At 63.7% G+C, this 19,258-nt stretch carries 24 protein-coding genes; 11 read left to right on the top strand and 13 right to left on the bottom strand.

The window, feature by feature from the left end; translation table 11 throughout:
- Positions 1–4: 4 nt before the first annotated feature.
- Genes fliP through fliF form a run of 4 tightly spaced genes read right to left on the bottom strand, consistent with a single transcriptional unit; the run spans position 5 to position 3,291 of the window.
- On the bottom strand, positions 5–733 hold the full coding sequence (fliP, locus tag ACQ651_RS17460; protein WP_375550998.1) for a flagellar type III secretion system pore protein FliP: 729 nt from the start codon (positions 731–733) through the stop codon (positions 5–7).
- On the bottom strand, positions 723–1,001 hold the full coding sequence (locus ACQ651_RS17455) for a FliM/FliN family flagellar motor switch protein (RefSeq protein ID WP_375550999.1): 279 nt from the start codon (positions 999–1,001) through the stop codon (positions 723–725). The genes fliP and ACQ651_RS17455 overlap by 11 nt, the downstream gene beginning before the upstream one ends.
- Positions 1,001–1,618, bottom strand: coding sequence for a flagellar biosynthesis protein (locus ACQ651_RS17450; RefSeq protein WP_430449981.1), 618 nt, complete (start codon positions 1,616–1,618; stop codon positions 1,001–1,003). The genes ACQ651_RS17455 and ACQ651_RS17450 overlap by 1 nt, the downstream gene beginning before the upstream one ends.
- Positions 1,615–3,291, bottom strand: a complete 1,677-nt coding sequence (fliF, locus tag ACQ651_RS17445; RefSeq protein WP_375551001.1) for a flagellar basal-body MS-ring/collar protein FliF — start codon at positions 3,289–3,291, stop codon at positions 1,615–1,617. The genes ACQ651_RS17450 and fliF overlap by 4 nt, the downstream gene beginning before the upstream one ends.
- Positions 3,292–3,404: 113 nt before the next feature.
- Here fliF and ACQ651_RS17440 point away from each other — a divergent pair, with 113 nt between their 5' ends.
- From ACQ651_RS17440 to ACQ651_RS17395, 10 genes are all read left to right on the top strand, one after another.
- Positions 3,405–3,914 carry a flagellar basal body-associated FliL family protein gene (locus tag ACQ651_RS17440; RefSeq protein ID WP_227286227.1) on the top strand — a complete coding sequence of 170 codons (510 nt, stop codon included), beginning with the start codon at positions 3,405–3,407 and terminating at the stop codon, positions 3,912–3,914.
- Positions 3,914–4,432: a DUF6468 domain-containing protein gene (locus ACQ651_RS17435; protein WP_227286229.1), complete on the top strand. Its 519-nt coding sequence runs from the start codon at positions 3,914–3,916 to the stop codon at positions 4,430–4,432. Before ACQ651_RS17440 ends, ACQ651_RS17435 begins: the two co-directional genes overlap by 1 nt.
- The gene (locus ACQ651_RS17430; protein WP_375551004.1) at positions 4,429–5,043 is read left to right on the top strand and encodes a MotE family protein; all 615 of its coding nucleotides are present in this window, start codon (positions 4,429–4,431) and stop codon (positions 5,041–5,043) included. Before ACQ651_RS17435 ends, ACQ651_RS17430 begins: the two co-directional genes overlap by 4 nt.
- Before the next feature lie 48 nt (positions 5,044–5,091).
- Positions 5,092–5,964, top strand: coding sequence for a flagellar motor stator protein MotA (gene motA, locus ACQ651_RS17425; RefSeq protein WP_227286233.1), 873 nt, complete (start codon positions 5,092–5,094; stop codon positions 5,962–5,964).
- On the top strand, positions 5,961–8,078 hold the full coding sequence (locus tag ACQ651_RS17420; RefSeq protein ID WP_430449980.1) for a hypothetical protein: 2,118 nt from the start codon (positions 5,961–5,963) through the stop codon (positions 8,076–8,078). The genes motA and ACQ651_RS17420 overlap by 4 nt, the downstream gene beginning before the upstream one ends.
- 217 nt (positions 8,079–8,295) lie before the next feature.
- The gene (locus ACQ651_RS17415; RefSeq protein ID WP_430450343.1) at positions 8,296–8,883 is read left to right on the top strand and encodes a transglycosylase SLT domain-containing protein; all 588 of its coding nucleotides are present in this window, start codon (positions 8,296–8,298) and stop codon (positions 8,881–8,883) included.
- A complete protein-coding gene (gene flhA, locus ACQ651_RS17410; RefSeq protein ID WP_227286236.1) occupies positions 8,883–10,967 on the top strand; it encodes a flagellar biosynthesis protein FlhA in 2,085 nt (694 codons plus the stop codon). Before ACQ651_RS17415 ends, flhA begins: the two co-directional genes overlap by 1 nt.
- Positions 10,964–11,740 carry a flagellar biosynthetic protein FliR gene (locus tag ACQ651_RS17405; RefSeq protein WP_375551008.1) on the top strand — a complete coding sequence of 259 codons (777 nt, stop codon included), beginning with the start codon at positions 10,964–10,966 and terminating at the stop codon, positions 11,738–11,740. The genes flhA and ACQ651_RS17405 overlap by 4 nt, the downstream gene beginning before the upstream one ends.
- Entirely contained in the window at positions 11,740–12,828 is a 1,089-nt protein-coding gene (locus ACQ651_RS17400) for an EscU/YscU/HrcU family type III secretion system export apparatus switch protein (protein ID WP_430449979.1), read from the top strand. Before ACQ651_RS17405 ends, ACQ651_RS17400 begins: the two co-directional genes overlap by 1 nt.
- Positions 12,825–13,169 carry a hypothetical protein gene (locus tag ACQ651_RS17395; protein WP_430449978.1) on the top strand — a complete coding sequence of 115 codons (345 nt, stop codon included), beginning with the start codon at positions 12,825–12,827 and terminating at the stop codon, positions 13,167–13,169. Before ACQ651_RS17400 ends, ACQ651_RS17395 begins: the two co-directional genes overlap by 4 nt.
- Here the strand turns inward: ACQ651_RS17395 and ACQ651_RS17390 are convergent.
- Genes ACQ651_RS17390 through ACQ651_RS17350 form a run of 9 tightly spaced genes read right to left on the bottom strand, consistent with a single transcriptional unit; the run spans position 13,157 to position 17,769 of the window.
- Positions 13,157–13,693, bottom strand: coding sequence for a flagellar basal body-associated FliL family protein (locus ACQ651_RS17390; RefSeq protein ID WP_227286244.1), 537 nt, complete (start codon positions 13,691–13,693; stop codon positions 13,157–13,159). The two genes, ACQ651_RS17395 and ACQ651_RS17390, sit on opposite strands and share 13 nt — an antisense overlap.
- Positions 13,694–13,702: 9 nt before the next feature.
- Positions 13,703–14,449: a flagellar basal body L-ring protein FlgH gene (gene flgH, locus ACQ651_RS17385; protein WP_227286245.1), complete on the bottom strand. Its 747-nt coding sequence runs from the start codon at positions 14,447–14,449 to the stop codon at positions 13,703–13,705.
- A gap of 11 nt (positions 14,450–14,460) precedes the next feature.
- A complete protein-coding gene (gene flgA / locus ACQ651_RS17380; protein ID WP_430449977.1) occupies positions 14,461–14,889 on the bottom strand; it encodes a flagellar basal body P-ring formation chaperone FlgA in 429 nt (142 codons plus the stop codon).
- Position 14,890: 1 nt separating this feature from the next.
- Positions 14,891–15,676: a flagellar basal-body rod protein FlgG gene (gene flgG / locus ACQ651_RS17375; RefSeq protein WP_227286249.1), complete on the bottom strand. Its 786-nt coding sequence runs from the start codon at positions 15,674–15,676 to the stop codon at positions 14,891–14,893.
- A gap of 19 nt (positions 15,677–15,695) precedes the next feature.
- Positions 15,696–16,418 carry a flagellar hook-basal body complex protein gene (locus ACQ651_RS17370; protein ID WP_227286250.1) on the bottom strand — a complete coding sequence of 241 codons (723 nt, stop codon included), beginning with the start codon at positions 16,416–16,418 and terminating at the stop codon, positions 15,696–15,698.
- Positions 16,418–16,684, bottom strand: coding sequence for a flagellar biosynthetic protein FliQ (locus tag ACQ651_RS17365; RefSeq protein WP_375551014.1), 267 nt, complete (start codon positions 16,682–16,684; stop codon positions 16,418–16,420). Before ACQ651_RS17365 ends, ACQ651_RS17370 begins: the two co-directional genes overlap by 1 nt.
- The gene (gene fliE / locus ACQ651_RS17360; protein WP_227286251.1) at positions 16,684–16,986 is read right to left on the bottom strand and encodes a flagellar hook-basal body complex protein FliE; all 303 of its coding nucleotides are present in this window, start codon (positions 16,984–16,986) and stop codon (positions 16,684–16,686) included. The genes ACQ651_RS17365 and fliE overlap by 1 nt, the downstream gene beginning before the upstream one ends.
- Before the next feature lie 18 nt (positions 16,987–17,004).
- Positions 17,005–17,397, bottom strand: a complete 393-nt coding sequence (flgC, locus tag ACQ651_RS17355; protein ID WP_430449976.1) for a flagellar basal body rod protein FlgC — start codon at positions 17,395–17,397, stop codon at positions 17,005–17,007.
- 18 nt (positions 17,398–17,415) lie between these two features.
- Complete coding sequence (locus ACQ651_RS17350) at positions 17,416–17,769, bottom strand: FlgB family protein (protein WP_227286253.1); 354 nt, start codon at positions 17,767–17,769, stop codon at positions 17,416–17,418.
- Positions 17,770–17,858: 89 nt separating this feature from the next.
- Between ACQ651_RS17350 and ACQ651_RS17345 the strand changes: the two genes are divergently transcribed.
- Complete coding sequence (locus ACQ651_RS17345) at positions 17,859–19,181, top strand: FliI/YscN family ATPase (RefSeq protein ID WP_430449975.1); 1,323 nt, start codon at positions 17,859–17,861, stop codon at positions 19,179–19,181.
- Positions 19,182–19,258: the final 77 nt, after the last annotated feature.

The raw sequence follows: 19,258 nt of genomic DNA, 5'->3' as shown, positions 1-19,258 counted from the left end.
CCCTTCAGAAATAGCTGCGTACCAGCGCGCTGGTGATCAATGCCCAGCCATCCGCCACAACGAAAAACGCCAGCTTGAACGGCATCGAGACAATGGCCGGCGGCACCATCATCATGCCCATGGACATGAGGATCGCGGCAACGACCAGATCAATGATCAGAAACGGCAGGAAGATGAGGAATCCGATCTGGAAGGCGCGCTCGACCTCGCTGAGCATGAAGGACGGGATCAGCACCGACGGGTCCGGCGACGCGTCGACCGGTGCGTTGCGCAACTCCATCATGCCCCGCAGGGTTTCGGGGTCGACTCGCGCCTCCATGAACGCGCGGAACGGCGCATAGGCCAGCGGGATCGCACTCTCCGGCGTCAGGGTGCCGTCGATCAACGGGGCGATGCCTTGCGTGTAGGCATCCTGGAAAACGGGCGCCATCACGAAATAGGTCAGAAACAGGGCCAGGCTGACGATCAGCATGTTGGGGGGCGACTGCTGCAGGCCGATTGCCTGACGGAGGATCGAAAGAACGGTCACCACGAAGGGAAAGCACGTGATCATGACCGCAAGGCCGGGCGCAAGGCTGAGCACGGTAATCAGCGCAATCAGCTGAAGCGCGCGGGCGGTAAGAGAACCGCCATCGCCCATGTCGATGGAGATTTCCTGCGCCTGCGCGGTCTGGGTCGCAAGCAGCATGGCCAGCAGACCAAGGCAGGCGAGACAAAGCCCTTTATGCAGCATCGCCGGCATCCACGACCTTGGTCAGACGGACGGCGAGTTGCCCGCCATTGTCGCCATCCAGCTCGACCAGTTCGCCGATCGCCACCAGCCGGTCGCCGACAATCACCTCGACCTCGTCTTCGATCCGCCGATCCAGCGGCAGGACCGTATCGCGTTCCATCGACAGAAGCTCGGCGATTGTCGGGTGCGCGCGCCCGACGCAAACCCGCATCTCGATGGGGACGCCGCGCAATGCGCCTTTGGGGGGAAGGGCCGTGGGATCGGACATCAGGCTGATCTCTCGTGTTGCTGAGGTAGGTCGTCGTCACTGTTCAGGGTGAAATCGCGGATGGCTTGCGCAATCCGTTCGGTCGCGGCGCCCAGGTCGATTTCGCGCAACTCGGCTCCGAACCGCAGGGTGACATGGCCCTCGAAATAGGCAGGCTCGGGGATAATCCGGATCTCGGCCTCCGCGTGTTCGGCGACAAGGGCCTCCAGAGCCGGACAGGCCGCGGGCGATGCCAGGATTTCACATGTCTCATCCGGCAGCGTTCCGAGAATCGATGCCAGTTCGGCGCGCACCATGGGAACCATTGCGACGGCCGCGACCTCCGGCACCAGACGCTCGATGATCCCGTCCAGCAGCGCCTGAAGACCTTTCAGAACATCGTTCCGGGCCTCCAGATATGTGAAGCTGAGATCCTTCAGGTTTCGGCTCAGGTCGGCACCGATCTGCGCCCGTCCCTGCTGCTCCGCACTCAGGCAATCGTCCCACCCGTCGCGATACCCGCTCTCGAACGCATCGAGCTTTATCGCCTCAAGATCGTGATGCACCGACGCGGGCGCCACGCTTTCCGGCGCGGGCGGTTGCCCGAACTCCTCCAGGTCCAGCCGGCGGGCGCTCATGCGGGTTCCTCGTCTTCTTCCATCCAGCCCCGCAGGATTTCGACGGTTTCGTCTTCACGTTCTTCGATAAGTCGCCGCAGGCGTTCCACGGGGTCGGCCACCGCATTGGAAACAGCCGGCAATCCCGGCGTGCCCGCCTCGGTATCGGCTGCGGCAACGTCCGAACCAGAGCCGTCCGAGGGTGATTGCGACGGATCGTATCCAAGCATCTGGGCCGAAGCGGCGCCGTCCGCCGCGGATTGCGTGGGGACAAGCGCCCCTTGCGACAGGGCGGGCGTCAATGGCAGGCCACGGGGGCTCTCCGCCGCGGCCATTGGCGGGCGGCTCAGGATCGGCCGGATCAGTCCGAACGCGATGGCCAGTGCAACAGCCGCAAGGATCATCAGCTGGGCAAGCCGCATCATGTCGAGTTGCGCAAGCAGGCCGTTGCCACCGCCCTCGATCAGCTCACCGGCGGGCAATTCCTCGAATGCCATGGAGCGGATCGTCACCTGGTCGCCGCGCTCGGCGTCATACCCGATCGCGGACCGCACGAGTTGTTCCAGCGCATCTATTTCTTCCGGGTCGCGCGGCTCGATCACCTCAAGCCCGTCAGCGTTCACACGCGGGACGCCATTGACCAGAACGGCCACGCTGATCCGGCGAATGCCACCGGGTTCCAGCTCGATTTCGCGCTGGGTTTCGGATACGTCGAAAGTCACGCGCTCACGGGTTTCGCTTGTCTCCGCCCGCGAGTTTTGGCCCTCCCCGGCCGCATCGCCATCGGGCAGGTTGGAGGCCACGGTGACCGAGCCCGATGCCGCGTCGCTGGAACTGTTCGACATTTCCTCCGTATCGGTGGCGATGATGATCCGGCTTTCGGGATCGATCCGCCGCTCGACAATCGTCTCATGGGCGGTGTTCAGATCCACGCTGACTTCGACCACCGCATTGTCCCGGCCCACACGCGCCGCCAGCAATCGTTCGATATTGCGCCGCAACTCCTCGGAGCGATTCGCCGCATCGGCGCCCGGCATGTCCAGTTCGCTTGCACCGAGCATCTGCCCGCTATCCGCGTCGATGACGGTTACGTTTTCCGGAAGAAGGCCCGGCACGGAGGAGGCGACCAGAAATCGCAGGGCGCGAGCATGACCCGACCCGATGCCGCCGGCCGCCGGCCGGACTGCGACAGAGGCGGTGACCTCGGCGCGGTCCTGAAACGGATCGTTGCCGGGGTTGGCAAGATGCACGCGGGCGGCGCGGATTTGCGGGCTGGCCAGGATGGTGCGGGCCAGTTCCCCTTCCTTGGCGCGCCAATACGCGGCATCGAACATCTGCGACGTCGTCCCGAAACCGGAAAGCGAATCAAGCAGCTCGTATCCGGCGGCGCCATTTGCCGGCAGTCCCTCGCCGGCCAGGGACATCCGCAATTCGTCGCGCCGCGCCTGATCGACATAGATGGCGTCGCCCCGAATCGAATGGGCGACCCCGCGCGCTTCCAGCGCTGCGATGACCTCTCCTGCGGCAGTTGGCTCCAGACCGGAATACAGCAGGACATAGCTGGGTGTCGTCGCCAGGCGGGACAAGATAATCAGCACCACCACAAGGGCCGCCAACCCGCCCAGGAAAAGCGCCTTTCGGCGTGTTTCCAACGTCATCCAATAGAGACTGAGCTGCTCCACCTGAAACCTCATCCTTGCGCCATTCTGGCCCGTTCGACCCCGGTGATAGACCGGCTGCGATTAACATTCGGTTAGTTCTGAGCGGATAGAACAAACCCAGATCAAATCAGCAGGAGCCGCACAGAATGGCCGCCGCAGCAGATCCGGATATTGACGAGGCGCCGAAAAAGCGGGGCCTGATGATGCCATTGTTGATTGGCCTGTTTCTGGCCGCAGCGGCAGGGGGCGGTGGGTTCTGGGCGGTTACCCAGGGGCCGCTTGCCGGGATGTTCTCCCATTCCGAAACGGATGACGAGGAGGCCCATGACGAGGCCGAGCGTCCGGCCGAGTACACGCCCGTGGCATTCGTTCCGCTTGAGACGCTGATCGTCTCCCTGGGGTCGGAGGCCGCGGGCCAGCATCTTATCGTATCCGCCGAACTGGAGGTGGATCCCGCCTATGCAGATGAGGTCACGACCCTGTCGCCACGGGTTCTGGACGTGCTCAACAGCTATCTCCGGGTCATCGACCTGCGGGAGCTGAGTGAACCGACCAGCCTGATCCGGTTGCGCGCGCAAATGTTGCGCCGGGTGCAGGTCGTGACCGGGGACGGTCGTGTGCGTGACCTCCTGATAACCCAATTCGTGGTGAACTGATGACGGTTTTTCTGACTTTTCTCGCAGATGCTCTCATGGTGGTCGCCGCCCTTGGCGCAGCGCTCTATTGCTTCATTCTGTCCCGCCGGCTGATCCGGCTGAGCAGTATCGACAAGGGTCTTGGCGGGGCGATTGCCGTCCTGTCCGCCCAGGTCGACGATATGAACAAGGCGCTGGAAGCGGCGAAGTCGGAGTCTGACTCCGCCGCCTCCCATCTTCAGGATCTGACACACCAGGCTCGCGAGATCGCAAGTGATCTGGAACTGATGATCGCCGCCTGCCACGATGTGGCGGCCCCCGAACCAACCGGTGACGCCGTGCTTGCCGATGACGCTCAGCCGCATCCGGGGGAGGAGTTCTCCGCACTCCCCGAAGAGGACACGGACCCGGAGGCCGAAGACCCCGCAACGGAAATTCCGCTTTTCGCCCGCCGACGGCCCGCGCCCGAACCGGAAGAGCAGAGCGCGCAGCCTGTGTTCCGCCATCGCCGCTCCGGGCAGGTCGAGGCCGCACAATGAGTGGCGCCAAGATCCTCCGGCGAAGCCGCTGGCGCCAGAGAAGCGTTTTGCTCGTGCTCGCGCTCGCCTTCGTGACCTCCGGCATCCTTCGCCTTGGCACAATGGATATCGCATGGGCGTCGGCCACCGAAACGCACGACATGACGGGCGATGAAACCGGCCTCATGTGCCCGACAACCGCACCACTCAGCGAAGCCCTTGCATTGGTCCACGGGCGGGCGGAAATGCTGGACCGGCGGGAAGCCGAACTTGACGGACGCGAGCAGGCGATTGCCGCTGCGCAAACCCTGGTCGAAGATCGCCTGGCCGAGCTGGCAGATCTGGAAGCGCGGCTGGAAACGCTTCTGGCCCTGTCCGACAGCGCGGCTGAGAACGATCTTGGCCAACTGACACAGGTCTATGAGACCATGCGCCCCGAAACCGCCGCGGCCTTGTTCGAACAGATGGAGCCCAGTTTCGCCGCAGGGTTTCTGGCCCGAATGCGGCCCGAAGCAGGTGCGGCTCTTCTCGCCGAGATGCCACCCGAAACCGCCTATTCCATCTCGGTGCTCATGGCCACGCGCAACGCCTCCGCGCCGCGATTTGCCGAGGGCGACGACACTGAAAATTAAGCCTTATCCGGCAATCTATCGCTCAACATCCTTCACGAGGACCTCCGCATGATCGGCCTTGTTGGCATTCTCATCGTTTTCGCAACCGTGTTCGGCGGCTATCTCGCCGCGGGCGGGAAGCTGGGCATTATCCTCAAATCGCTGCCTTACGAATTCACCATGATCGCCGGGGCGGCGGCGGGCGCCTTCGTCATTTCGAACCATACATCGGGCGTGAAACACACGATGAAGGATATGAAGAAGGTCTTCAAAGGGCCGCATTGGAAACCGGATGACTACCGGGATCTTCTGTGCCTGCTGTTCGAACTGATCCGCCTTGGCCGACAGAATGCCGTCGCGCTGGAAGAACACACAGAATCGCCGGAGACGTCCGAGATATTCGGCCGCTACCCCAAGATCCTTGCCGACCACGAAGCGGTCGACATGATTTGCGATACCCTGCGCTCGGCCTCGATGAATTACGACGATCCGCATCAGGTAGAAGAAGTTCTGGAAAAAAGGCTCGAGTCAAAGCTCCATCATGCAATGCACTCGACCCACGCGCTGCAATCGGTGGCCGACGGGCTCCCGGCTCTGGGTATCGTGGCGGCGGTTCTTGGGGTGATCAAGACAATGAGTTCGATCGACCAGCCGCCCGAGATTCTCGGCAAGATGATCGGCGGGGCGCTGGTCGGCACGTTTCTGGGTGTGTTTCTCGCCTACGGACTCGTGGGGCCATTTTCGACCCGGCTCAAATCCGTGGTCGAAGACGATCAGAACTTCTATGTCCTGATCCGCGAGGTTCTGGTCGCCAATCTGTTCAATCACGCCACGAATATCTGCATCGAGGTCGGGCGCCAGAACACGCCAAGCCACATTCGCCCGTCCTTCAACGAACTCGAAGACTCCCTGAAATCCTTGAAACAGGCCGCCGCGGCATGATCCGCGCAGCCGTCAGTCTGACGGTCTGGCTATTCGGGGCCGGGCTGGCATGGGGGCAGGCAGCGGCGGTTCAGTCGGGCGAACATGACGGCTATACCCGGTTGGTCCTGCCGATCGGAAGTGAGCGGGACTGGGACGTCGGCGGGGAGGGAGAGATCCGCCGGATCACCTTCACCCCGGATGTACCCGTGCTCGATCTCTCCCGCGTTTTCGACCGGGCCAGCCGCAACCGCCTTGCCGATATCGCCCTTGCAGACGAACTCACGCTTTCGCTTGCCTGCGATTGCGAGCTGCGTCTGTTCCGGTATCGCGACCGGTTCCTCGTGGTCGATATCGTCGATGCGGAGCCCGGGCCGCCCGCCGGAACGGAAGACCCCGCGCTGACGGACACATCGACGGGGACGGGTGCGGAACTTCCGATCCTCCCAAATCCCTTTGGCGCGCGGCAGATGACGCTGGACATCGCCCAGGATGCAGCTTCGCCCCTGCGAACCGGCCCGGAACAAGACCGTCAACTCGATCAGGCCGCAAATCTGCTGGCCGAGCAATTGGCGCGGGCCTCGTCCGCCGGGCTGCTGGAGGTTGCCCCGATGCAGCCACTTTCGGCGGCGGATCCGACGCCTTCGATCGGGACGGAACCCGGTGAACCGGCACCGGCTGATGACCACGTCGCAACTGAGGAGGGGTCACATCCGACGGTCGAAGATGAACAGACGGCGGCGGCGCCTGAACCCGGCCTCGCCTTGCGGGCCGAAACCGCCTTCGATCTGAGCCGTCACGCCCGTGACGATCCCGTACCGATAGAGAGACCCCTGTCCTGCGCGCCGGGCAGTGAACTCGATATCTCAAGCTGGGCCAGCGGGACCGGGTTTGAGCAGGAGATCGGCTGGCTTCGGGCCAGGCTATATGACGAGCGGGATCAATTGGTAACCGAGGCGGCCGTCGATCTTGCACAATATTACATCTATCACGGCTTCGGTGCAGAGGCGGTTTTCTGGCTCGGTCAGGTCCTGGACGCTCCGCCCGCGCTGATGTCCATGGCGCTGTATCTGACGGATGCCGAAGGGCCCGTCTTCAGCGAGATCGAAACCACAGCCGCCTGTAGCAGTACCGAGATTCTGTGGCGTTATCTCGACAATCCGGACGGGCCGGCTCCCGGCGAGGAGGAAACCCGTCTTCTGCTGCGCGCCTTCGCCAGCCTGCCGCGCGGGTTGCGCGATATTCTCGGACCGCGACTTGTGCGCAAGTTTCTCGCCGATGATCGCACCGCATCTGCCCAAGAGGTGCGCAACGCTCTGCTCCGCGGCGACCGCTTGTCCGACACGGAGCAATTTCTGGTCGATATGGATGTGGCGCAAACACCGGAGCCGGAGACGACACGAGCGAATCTGGAAGAGGTGATGCGCAGCGATACCCGAAACGCCCCCGAAGCGATGCGGCGCTATCTTGCATTGCACCGCGAAGACAGAAGTGTCGTTGGCCCTGAAAGGCTGACCGTGGCGGATGCCTTGCTGCGAGAGACCGGCGGGAGGCCGGAGCCGGGCACGCTTTGGCATGAAACACTTCTGGCGCACGCCGCGGCGGGCAATCTCGGGCGCGCGCTCGAACTGGCCGCGCTGGCGACCGATCCCGATATCGAGCAGGGGATACTTTCGGATCTTTTCGCGCAACACGCTGCAAATGCGGATCTGGCGGGGCTTGTCCTGCTGGCGACGGCACGCGCGGATCAATGGGATCAGGATCGCGCGACTGCGCCTCTTCGTCAGGAGATTGCGCGCCGGTTTCTGGAGGCCGGTTTACAGGAACTGGCCTTCAGGGTCGCGCCCCCCGGGGTTCCGATCGACCCGCCTGAAACCGTACCAACGGACACACCGGCCGAGAGTGGTCTGGCATCGGCATGGCGTCGCGGCGACTGGTCCGCCGTTGCCGGAATGCCTGCCGGCCCACATGCGGAGTTCGCGGGACTGGTCGCCACCCTGCCCGCAGACGGCACGCCCGCACCCTCGATCCAGGATCTGACGGTCGTCAGCCGAACAGTCTCCGATAGCGCGGCGACCCGGGCCCTTGTCGAAACCATCCTGAACAGCCCGCCCACGATTTCAGTGCCGGACTAACGGATTGGTAAACACTGCACCCTAGTCTGGTCAGGTCTGTTGACTTGCAAGAATTGCGAGACCGATGATGCCAGAACAGGATTTGCGACCCGCGCGCCGTATCCTCGCGATACCTCTCAGGCTGTGCCTTCTGGCAATCGGTCTGCTCGCGCCGCTCCCGGCGATCGGGTCAGCGAACATCTCTGAAGCTTATGAAAGCTGCGACCGCGCGGCCGAGATGGCCAGTCACCAGACCGGCGTCCCGGTGCAGGTGTTGATGGCAATAACAAGAACGGAAACCGGACGGCACAGGAACGGAGAAACCCGGCCTTGGCCGTGGACCGTCAACATGGAGGGAACGGGGGCGTGGTTCTCCACCCGGGCCGAGGCGCTGAACTATGCCATTCGGCACCACGCGACCGGCGCAATCAGCTTCGATATCGGGTGCTTCCAGATCAATCACCGCTGGCACGGGCGAGCATTCACCTCGATTGACGCCATGTTCGATCCGGTCGCAAATGCGCGCTACGCAGCGGAATTTCTTGCGGACCTCCATGCCGAGCTTGGAACGTGGGACGCGGCCGCCGGGGCCTATCATTCCCGCACACCGGAACACGCCACGCGCTATCTGGCCAGCTATCGCCGGCATCTGGCGGCTCTGCAGACCTCCGAACCGGCATCTTCGGCTGGCGCCTTGTCCGGGCCGCGGCCTATCCGGCAAAACCGGTTTCCGCTGTTGCAGGCGGGGGCAGCACCGGGCGCGACCCCCGGCTCGCTGGTGCCACGTTTGCCCGGCGGCGTCCAAGCCCTCTTTCAGGACATGTGATGGACAATCTCCGCTCCCTTTTTCAGCCGACAATACTCTTCGCGCTCGCACTGATGGCGGTCATCGTGATGATGATCCTGCCGGTTCCGTCCTGGGTGCTGGATGTGGGGCTGGCCGCATCCTTCGGGCTCGCGATCCTTATCTTCACGGTGACATTGTTCGTCGAGCGGCCGCTTGATTTTTCCTCCTTCCCGACGGTGCTTCTGGCGTCTCTGATGCTGCGCCTGTCGCTCAACGTCTCCTCCACCAAGCTGATCATCGGGGAGGGACACACGGGCACCTCCGCCGCAGGCGGCGTGATCGAAGGGTTCGCGATGTTCGTGATGGGCGGCAGCGTGGTGATGGGGCTGGTGATTTTCGGGGTCCTGCTGATCGTGAATTTCATCGTCATCAACAAGGGCGCCGCGCGCATGGCGGAGGTCGGCGCGAGATTTGCGCTGGACGGCATGCCCGGCAAGCAATTGGCGATTGATGCCGATATGTCGGCCGGCGCCATCGACCACACCGAAGCCAAGGAGCGACGGGAGCGGGAACAGGCCGAAACCACGTTTTTCGGCTCGCTCGATGGGGCCTCGAAATTCGTCAAGGGCGATGCGATCGCGGGGCTGCTGATCACGCTCTTGAATCTTGTCATGGGTCTGATCATCGGGACTGTCATTCATGACATGCCCCTAGGGCGCGCCTTCGAAACCTATTCCATTCTGACCGTAGGCGATGGGCTGGTCTCTCAGATCCCAGCGGTCATCATCGCGATTGCCTCGGCACTCCTGCTCGCGCGCGGCGGTGCCACGGGCGCCACGGATATCGCGCTTTTCGGGCAGCTTGGGCGGCATCCCTCGGCGCTGGCGACGGTCGCGATTCTGATGGGCGTGTTCGCCCTTGTCCCCGGTCTGCCTTTTCTGCCTTTCGTCATCGGGTCGATCGCGCTTGGAACGGCCGCGTTCATGAAATTCGCGACCCTGAAGCGCGAGGAAACGACGGCCCGGACCGACGCCGCGGATGCCGATGCCCGCGAGCCACAGGAGAAGATCGGCGATATCCTGGAACTGGACGATATTCATGTGGAGTTTGCGCCCGACCTCGTGAGCCTCGCCCTCGATCCGGCCACCGGGCTTGATGCGCGGATCCGCAACATGCGGGACCACGTGGCGCGGGGGTTCGGTGTGATCCTGCCCGAAATGCGCCTGACCGATCGGGCCGATTTGCCCCCCGGCACCTACGCGATCCGCATTCACGGCGTCGAGCATGCGCGTGATCGACTGGACACAAACGGTGTGCTGGTCCTGAAAGGGGAAACCGACGTGGGGCTGCCCCCGGGCACGGATGTGGAGGAACCGGTTTACGGCGCACCGGCCAGATGGATATCGACCGCGGACAGAGAGCAGGCGACGATGCTGGGACTGACGGCCGTTGCGCCGTCCGAGGTGCTTGCGACCCACCTTCTGGAGACCCTCAAGCGCAATCTCTCCCGGCTTTTGACCTTCAAGGCCCTTCAACGCCAGTTGGATGCATTCGTGACATTGAGCGATGCCGGAAGATCCGAGGAAAATCGCCGCCTTCTGGAAGAACTGGTGCCCGACAAGGTGCCGCTTGATCTGCTGCATGCGATCCTGCGGCTGCTGTTGTCAGAACAGGTCTCGATCCGCAATCTGCCGTTGATCCTGGAAGCGATCGCGGAGATCCGTCCCTCTACGCCGCAACCCGACCTGATCTGCGAGCATGTGCGTCAGCGGCTCGGATTTCAGTTGATCGCCGATCTGCGCCGCGCTGACGGAAGCCTGCCCCTCATCCAGCTGGCCGGTCAGTGGGAGGACGTGTTTCAGCAGCATCAGCTGCCGGGCGATGGCGGCCTGCCCGAGATCGCCCTGCCGCCCGAGGAATTCAACAGACTGGCGAAAAGCGTCGGCGACAAGGTCTCTCAGGCCAGCGAAAACGGCACCTATGCGGCAATCGTGACCTCGGCCTTGCGGCGGCGTTTCCTGCGCACGGTGCTGACAGCGCGCGGCATCACCAATCCGGTCCTCTCCTTCGAGGAAATCGGACTGGATGGCAAACCGGCCCTTGTCGGCCTGGCGGCGCCATGATCCCGCTCTTGTCGGAGCTCTTTCCCGCCCTGCAGGCCTGGCTTGGCGTGGCTGCGGCGGTTTTCCTCCGCGTGGGGGCGGCGTTTCTTGCCCTGCCCGCCTTCGGGGAGGCGTTTATTCCCATGCGGGTGCGACTGGCCGCAGCGGTGGCCTTCACCGCGATTCTCGTTCCCGCCATCGGTCCGGATCTTCTTTCGCTGCCTGCCGGCAACATGCCGCCCACGCGGTTTTTCCTGACCGAGGCGACCGTCGGGCTGATGATCGGGGTTGCGCTGCGTCTGGTCGTACACGGTTTGCAGATCGCCGGTGTCATGGCGGCTCAGGCGACGTCCCTGTCCCAGATCATGGGTGGCGCGCTGCCGGAGGCGCAGCCCGCGATGAGCAACCTTCTGATGCTCGCCGGCTTGACGCTCGCCATCATGTCCGGGCTTCACGTGCATCTGGCCGAAGCTTTCCTGCGCTCCTATCAGGTATTGCCGGCAGGCGAGTTTCCGTTCAGCGGCGATACCGGCGCCTGGATCGTGGCTCAGGTCGCCGCAACCTTTTCGCTCGCCTTCTCGCTTGCCGCGCCGTTTCTGATCGCCTCGCTGCTCTATAACGTCGCCTTGGGCGTCATCAACAAGGCAATGCCGCAATTGATGGTCGCGTTTGTCGGGGCGCCGGCGATCACCTGGGGCGGTCTGGTGCTGCTGCTGGTCACGACACCCTTCATCCTGCCTGTCTGGTTTGCGGTCTTCGAGGCGCGGCTGGCCAATCCGTTCGGATCTCCGTGATGAGTGACGACCAGCCAAGCTCCGACAAACCATATGACCCGACACCGAAGAAACTGGAAGATGCGCGCCAGAAAGGCGAGATTGTCCGCTCCACCGATCTGAACACGGCTGTTGTCTATGGCGGCATGCTTCTGGGCGCGGCCCTCTTCGGGCAGACGACAGGCGTGGATATCGGGCACCTGAGCCAGGTGGTGTTCGGCCGGGCCGATACGCTTGCCGCGCTGATCCTCGCCCCGGGCGGTCAGGCGCTCAGCGGGGGGATGATCTGGGTCGTCATGGTCGGGTTTCTCACCCTGATCGCGGTTCCGGCCGCGCTCCTCATCGCGTCGCTGTTTGCGCAACGGGCAATTCTCTTCACCCCGAGCAAGCTTGCTCCCAAGCTGTCGCGCATTTCCCCCATCGCCAACGCGAAGAACAAGTTCGGGGCCAACGGCCTGTTCGAATTCGCCAAATCCAGCGCCAAGCTGGCGATCTATTCGATCCTTCTGGGGGCCTTCCTGTGGGTGCGATCCGACAAGATCCTGACCTCGATCTATGCCTCTGACGGGCAGGTGATCGGCGCTCTCGGCCAGCTGGTCATGGAGTTTCTGGCCTTTGTCTTCATCATCGCGCTGATGATGGGCGCCGTCGACTATCTCTGGCAATGGGGCGAGCATCAGAAGAAGAACCGGATGAGTCGTCAGGAACTGGTTGATGAGACCAAGCAAAGCGAGGGCGACCCGCACATGAAGCAGCAGCGCCGCCAGCGCGGCTATGATCTGGCCATGAACCAGATGCTTCAGGACGTCCCGAATGCCGATGTCGTGGTCGTGAACCCGACGCATTATGCGGTGGCGCTGAAATGGGACCGGGGAAAGGGCACGGTGCCTGTCTGCGTGGCGAAAGGTGTGGACGAAATCGCCGCAAGAATCCGGGAGCTTGCGGCCGAGCACGGCATACCGATTTTCCATGACCCGCCAACGGCGCGGGCGCTGCATGCCACAATCGAGATCGGTGCGCCGATTGCGCCCGACCATTTCCGCGCCGTCGCGGCCGCCATCCGTTTTGCCGACACGATGCGCAGCAAGGCGCGCTCGGTGATGTCTTGAGACACGCGGCCGATCCCAAGCTGATCGGGCTTTTGCAGATCGCAGAGGTTCTGGCGGACCGGGCCTGCATGGAGCTGTCTGCGGCAACCAAGGCGTGTTCTGACCTGGAGGCGGAGTTGCAGAAGCTGAAGGACGCGCATGCCAGCACACTGGCCGCGCCCGTCGACCCGGCCAATGGCGCGATCCTCGCAAATCTCCAGAAGCATCAGAGCCTGCGCCGCATCGCATTGATGCAGAAGCTGGCGGCGAAGCAGGCCGTCAGGCTGGAGAAACTGAGGCTGGCCCAGCAGGCCGAAGGGCGCAGGCAGGCACTTCAGGAGTTGATCAGTCACGCATCCTGACGGACGATATCCACAATCAGAACGTCGCTTGCGATGTCGCCCAGAACCCCGACCGCCGCCTCCCGCAACCCTTCGCGAAGCGGCATCATGGCGGCGGCTTCGGTAAAGCTACCATCAAATCCGCCGGCATTCGCATGGGCGAACATGACGCGCAGAAACGCGTCCCGCAGCCGTGGTTCCCGCTGGAAAACCGCCTCGTTCTGGCCCGGTGCGACCTCGACCGTCAGCGATAGGACCACCATCGAGCGGACGGTGCCATGACGCACGATCGGCACCACGAACTGGTTGTTCAGCCTTACATACTCAAGCTCGGTCGAGCTTTCGCCGTGGCCGTCATCTCCGCCGTGGTCGTCCCCGTGGCTGTCGTCTTCGCCATGGTCATCGCCACTGTGGTCATCCGCGGCATCCTCTGCATGGGTGTCCTCTCCCGCAGTCTCGTCGCTGCCGGACATCATCGCGCCAACCGCGATACCGCCGCCGAGGCCCACGATCAGAAGAACAACCGGGATCAGAATGCGGATCATCTTTGCACCTCAGAACGGCAGGAGAATATCGGCAACCTGCTGGCCATAGCGCGGTTGCTGCACATCGGTGATCTGACCGCGACCGCCATAGGAAATCCGTGCGGCGGCAATCTTGTCATAGGTGATTTCGTTCACGCGGGAGATGTCTTCGGGCCGCACGAAACCGGAGATCAGCAGCTCGCGAATCTCGAAATTCACCCGCACCTCCTGCGATCCTTCGATCCGCAGCACCCCGTTCTGGAGCACATCCGTAACGGTGGCCGCAATCCGCAATGTCAGCTCTTCGTTCCGGCGCACGGAGCCGTCGCCGCCGGAACTGCTGGAGGAGTTGGTGCTAACCGCGTCGGCCATGCTCGCACCGTCGGGCAGACGCTCGTCAAGCCGTTGCGGGATACCGAAAAGCGATGGCAGCGACATCTGCTCGGAGCCGTTCCGCGAACGAGCGGTACTGTTGGAAATCTCGGCACTTTCGTCGATCTCGATCACGACGGTCACGATATCCCCCCGCGTTCCGGCGCGCCGGTCGCCCAGCAGCGATCGCCGCCCGGCCGTCCAGAGCGAAGCGCGCTCCAGAGGGTCCAGAGACGGCGCGCCGACCGGAAACGGAGCCGAGGTCATCGCCAGAATCTCATTGCCGCCGGTCGGGGAGCTCAGCGCCGGAGCACGCCCGACATCCTCCAACCGGGCGCATCCGGCCACAATCAGCACAAGACCAAGAAGAACGGGAAGGCCCAGACGGGCAAACGGCAGGGACATGACTGTGTTCCTCATTGAAGATGTCCGACCCCGACCAGACCCGGTGACAGGACGGTGCCCGTGATCGTGTTGCGCGAGGCAAGATTGAGGACCCGCAGGCGGTCCCCCACCCCGCCGCGTTCCAGCGCGCGGCCTTCGGTGACGATCAGCAGGCCGTTTTGATTGTATTGCAGCGTGACGATCTCGTTTCGGTCCACAACGGCGGGCGCCCGCAGATCCGAAGGACGGATCGGGCGGCCCGGATAGAGATTGACACGCGCCTCCATCCCGATTGCGGAAACCGGGTCGGTTATGGCGCCGGGCACATTGCCTTCGGCCAGCCGCACGTCGGCGGGGCCGATGATGGCCTGGCTGCGGATCGTGCCATTGGCCACCAGCGTCTGGGACCAGGCCTGCCCGGTCAGGCCAAGCAGAAACAGGATCAGAAGAAACCGTATCATCTCAGCGGATCTGCGTTGTGGCGCTGAGCATCTGATCGGCCGCGGTGATTACCTTGGCGTTCAGCTCATACCCGCGCTGCGCCTCGATGAGGTCGGTGATCTCGCGCACCGCATCGACGGAACTGTCCTCCAGATACCCCTGCCGGAGCATGCCAAGGCCATCCTGCCCGGGTTGACCGACAAGGGCCGGGCCCGAGGCCGCCGTCTCCACAAAGAGGTTGGAGCCGATCGCCTCCAGCCCGCGCTGGTTGGCAAAGCCCGCCAGCGTGAACTGGCCCAGCACCTCCGGCTCCACGCGGTCGGAGAAATAGGCATAGACCTCTCCGTCGGCATTGATCGAAATGCTGCGTGCATCATTCGGAATGGTGATACCGGGCGCCACGGTGTAGCCGTCAGACGTGACGATCAGCCCGTCGCCGGTGCGGTTCAGCCCGCCATCCCGCGTATAGGCGGGAAGGCCTGAGGGGAGCGTGACCTCAAGATACCCCAGCCCTTCGATGGCCACATCCAGATCGCCGCTTGTCTGCGATAGGCTGCCCTGAGCCACATTCACCGACACCGCCGCCGGCCGCACCCCCAGACCAAGCTGCACCCCTGCCGGCACCACGGTGCCATCGGCGGCATTGATGCTGCCCGCGCGGGTCATCTGCTGGTAATGCAGATCGGAAAACTCGGCACGCCGGGCGTTGTAGCCCGTGGTGTTCATGTTCGCGAGATTGTTCGAGATGACCTCGACCCGCATCTGCTGTGCGCTCATGCCGGTCGCGGCGATGTTCAGGGCTCTCATATCGGCAACTCCTTGGATATCATGATCGTGCACCGACCGTGCGCAGGAAGGAGCGCATTCGCTCGTCTTCCTTGTCGAGAAAGCTCTGGCCCAGCTCATAGGAGCGCTGGACCTCGATCATGCGGGTGATCTGGCCAACCGGGTTGACATTGCTTTCCTCAAGAAAGCCCTGCAGCAAAGTCGCGGGCGGCGCCGGTTCCACACCGCCATCGGCCACGAATTGAACACCGGTCTGATGCCGCAGGTCATTCGGATCAACAGGCTGCCACAGGCCGATGACCGTCAGCGGCTGACCATCCGCGCTGAGCGTGCCATCCGTGGCGAGCGTTATGCTGCGCGCGTCAGGGGGAATGAAAACCGGCGCGCCCCCGGCATCCAGCAGAAGCTGCCCATCGGGGTTGACCAGCTCCCCTTGACCATTCGGCATGAAATGCCCCGCGCGCGTCAGCGCCTCGCCCTCGGGGGTCTGTATCAGGAAGAACCCGTCTCCCTCGATCGCGAAATCCAGACTGCCGCCGGTCTGGGTCAGGGCCCCCTGCTCCAGCCGGATATGGCGCCCGACGGCCGAAGCCATGGAGAGGCTTTCGTGATCCGCGCCCAAAGCGGCCACATGTTCCGCAAAGACGACGCCTTCGCCACGGAACCCGGTGGTCGAGATATTCGCGATATTGTTCGCGACGGTCTGCATTTCCCGCAAGAGGCCCGACTGGCGGGTCAGCGTGGCGTAAGTCGCATTGTCCATCACATCGCCTCGATCAGCGGGACGAGGCGATCGGCGAAATAGGAGCTGAGGCTCTCGGTCATGAATCCCATCGAAACCCAGAACACCGCAACGATCGCGGCGAGCTTGGGCACGAAGGTGAGGGTCATCTCCTGGATCGATGTCAGCGCCTGAAACAGACCCACGACAACACCGCTCATCAGGGCCACGAACAGGATCGGCGTGGAGATGACGACGGAAATCCACAGGCCCTGCCGCAAGGTATCGTAGAAAACAACATCTTCCATCAGACGGGCATCCTCAGAATTTCCTGATACGCCTCGACCACGCGGTCACGCACGGTAACGGCAGTCTGAACCGCCAGTTCGGTCTGGGCCAACGCGGTGACCAGAGAATGCGGATCGGCACCGGTCGTCAGCGCGGCCTGGGCCATCCGCTCGCCGTTTTGCACCGTATCGGTGAAGCTCCGGATCGCCTCCGAAAACGCCTCGCCCGCATCGCTCTGCGACGGGCTGGCGCCTGGAGCCGGCCGCGTCGCGCCTTGAGCGAGACCATAACCCTGGGCGGCAAGTGAGCTGCGTACATCCATCTCGAGATTTCCCTACCTTCAACGCCGAAGCAGATCGTTCAGCGACGATGACATCTGCCGGACCTGATCGAAGATCTTCAGGTTGGCTTCATAGCTGCGCTGCGCCTCCCGGGCGTCCGCAAGCTCGATCACCAGATCCACGTTGGACCCTGCATAATGCCCGCTTTCATCGGCCATCGGATGACTGGGGTCGTAAATCTCCGGCAGCGCCGTCTGATCCAGCCGCACCGGGCCCGGGGCGACCCCGCCGGAGACCTGACCCGCGCTGCGATCCGCCTGGAAGCTGATCAGCTTGCGGCGGTATCCCGGCGTATCCGCATTTGCGATGTTCTCCGAAAGATGCTGCAACCGGTGGGTCTGGCTGCGCATCCCGCTTGCGGCCACGGACAATGCTGTACTGAAATCCGTCATCGGCTTCTCCGATCACTGCTAGCGGCCCAGGGACGTCCGAAGGACGCTCAGGGCGGATTGATAGACCGTCAGCGCACGGCTGTGGGCGCGCTGCGCCTCGACCGAGCGGAGCATCTCCGCTTCGAGCGAGACCGAATTTCCATTGGGTGAGGGCGCCCCTGCGGCATCGAATGTGGTGAAATCCATGTTGCGCGCAGCCTCTGCCGCACTGCCGCCGCCACGCCGGAACGCATCCTCGAAGGCAGCGATATCCTGTGCGCGGTAGCCGGGCGTATCCGCATTGGCCACGTTCGTTGCAGTCACGGCCTGCCGGGCCGCCGCGTGACGGGCCCGGGCCTCGGCCAGGCCAAAGATCTCAAGATTGTCGAACATCGGGGCTTCTCCCTCGTGCGCTTACACCAAGGCTTAACCGTGATTCCTTTAGAAACGGTAAGTGCAGGCCAGAGCCCCAAGGAAAATCCATGCCCCAAGATGTCTTCGAACCGCTCGTCGCGCGCATCCGGCAGGTGCGCCCCTGTTACTCCGTCGGCAAGGTGGTGGAGGTGTCGACCAACGCGCTGCAAGTGGTCGGGTTGAATCGCGTTGCGGCGCTCGGCGATGTGATCGACCTGGGCGACGGGCTGAGCGGGGAAGTCGTCCGGGTCGATCCGGCCGGATGTCTGGTGATGGCCGAGGGCACCACCGCGGGCCTGCGCCTGGGTGCCCCGGCCCGCCATCTGGGTCCACGCCTGATCGCGCCCGGCAAGCACTGGATCGGGCGCGTGATAGACCCGGATGGCAGGCCGATCGATGGCCGCCCGCTCTTTCCTGGAACGACATCCCGCGCCCTGCACGCCCCGCCGCCGTCGCCCACCGCGCGGCGCGGGCTCGGCCAGCGGCTGGACACCGGGCTGGCCGTGTTCGATACGGTTTTGCCCCTCGCCCAAGGTCAGCGGATCGGGCTTTTCGCAGGCTCCGGCGTGGGCAAGTCGCGTCTTTTGTCGCGGCTGGCCCGTGGCGTCGGCGCCGACGTGGTGGTGATCGGGCTGATCGGCGAGCGTGGACGCGAGGTACGGGATTTTTTGGAGGACACTCTGGGCGCCGAAGGTCTGGCGCGGTCCGTGGTGGTCGCCGCGACGTCGGATCGCTCGGCTCTGACCCGCGCCCGGGCGGCCCATACAATGATGACGGTGGCGGAATACTTCCGGGATCAGGGCGCGCATGTGCTGATGCTGGCCGACAGCATCACCCGTTTTGCCGAAGCGCAGCGGGAAGTCGCGGCGGCCACGGGCGAGGCCGCCAGCCTGCGCGGTTTTCCACCCTCCATGGCGCAGCAGATCATGTCGCTGTGCGAACGTGCCGGTCCCGGGGCTGAGGGTCAGGGCGACATCACGGCGATCCTTTCGGTTCTCGTCGCCGGGTCGGATATGGAGGAACCCGTCGCGGATGTGATGCGCGGCGTACTTGACGGGCATGTCGTGCTGGACCGGAAAATCGCCGAACGCGGGCGCTATCCGGCGGTCAGCCTGCTGCGCTCGGTCTCCCGCTCGCTTCCGGGTGTCGCGACCGAGGAGGAAAACCGGCTCATCGCGCTGGTGCGGCGTTATCTGGGGGCATATGACAAGACCGAGTTGATGCTGCAGGCCGGCCTTTATGCCGAAGGGCATGACCCGGTGACCGATACCGCGGTCAGGCTTTGGCCCGCGTTGGACGCCTTTCTTGCCTCAGACAGCCTAGGCGGTGCCGCGGAAGCCTTTGCGACGCTGCAAAGCCTGTTGGAGCCCGAAGCTTCTCCTGCCGACTAATCAACACGAGCCTCGAAAGAGGAGGCCGAACCCGATGATTAGATCACCCGTCATACGCAACATCAGCGCAGGAGGAT

The sequence above is a fragment of the Rhodophyticola sp. genome (genome assembly GCF_965284195.1).
Classification (GTDB): Bacteria; Pseudomonadota; Alphaproteobacteria; order Rhodobacterales; family Rhodobacteraceae; genus Rhodophyticola.
This window is presented reverse-complemented; position numbering and strand designations above follow the sequence as displayed.